The organism is Streptomyces verrucosisporus, from assembly GCF_017114865.1.
GTDB lineage: Bacteria > Actinomycetota > Actinomycetes > Streptomycetales > Streptomycetaceae > Streptomyces > Streptomyces fenghuangensis.
Window position 1 is genome coordinate 1 of the sequence record NZ_JADEYH010000083.1, and the last position, 878, is coordinate 878.

Below are 878 nucleotides of genomic sequence, written 5' to 3' on the forward strand. Positions count from 1 at the left end.
CTAAGGGCTGTCCCGTAAATGATCTGTGACGTACCTGGTGGCCTGCTGGTTTCTGCGTCACCCGGCCAGGGTGAGGTTGTGGAGGCGGGCGATGCCGAGCATGGCGTGGTGGACGCCGTCGCCTCTGAGGCGGCAGTCGCGCAGGATCTTCCAGCTCTTCATGCGGGCGAAGGTGTGCTCGACGCGGGCGCGCACCCGGCGGTGGGAGGTGTTGTGCTCCTCTTTCCAGGCGGGCAGGTCCTCGCCCTTGCGCCGGCGGTGCGGGATGACCAGGCCGGTGCCCCGGTAGCCGCCGTCGGCGATCACCGTAGGGGTGGTGCCCACGGCGTCCTTGGTGCCGGAGATCTCCCACGCCTTGCAGTCGTTGCGGTTGCCGGGCACCGGCCGCCCGACGGCGACGACGAGCCGGGTGTCGGCGTCGATGACGACCTGGTGGTTGGTGGAGTAGCGGTAGTTCTTGGACTGCTCGGCGACTGTGTGGTCGCGGGTGGGCACCAGCGTGCCGTCCACGATGAGCACGGTGTTCTTGCGGTACCGCTTGCGGGGCTGGAGGGCGAGCGCCGGGCCGAGGTGGGCGATGATCCGGTCGGCGGCCGACTTCGAGACGCCGAACAGCGGGGCGAGCTGGCGCAGGGTGAGATTGGTGCGCCAGTACGCGGCCACCAGCAGCACCCGGTCCTCCAGCGGCAGGCTCCAGGGCCGGCCCCGGCGCACCGGATCGGCGCCCTCGCGCCGCAGCGCGGTGATCAGCTTGGCGAACTGCCGCGGGCTCAGCCCGGTGAACGGGGCTATCCAGGACGGCTCCGACGCCGTGATCACACCAGCCACGAAAAGATCATCTCATCCGTGACCAGCAGTTACGGGACAGCCCTTAGTGT

1 protein-coding gene is annotated in these 878 nt (G+C 69.5%); it reads right to left on the minus strand.

The features are described 5' to 3' along the window. Window positions 1-57: 57 nt before the first annotated feature. The gene (locus IQ279_RS27540) at window positions 58-828 is read right to left on the minus strand and encodes a transposase (protein WP_206352044.1); all 771 of its coding nucleotides are present in this window, start codon (window positions 826-828) and stop codon (window positions 58-60) included. Window positions 829-878: the final 50 nt, after the last annotated feature.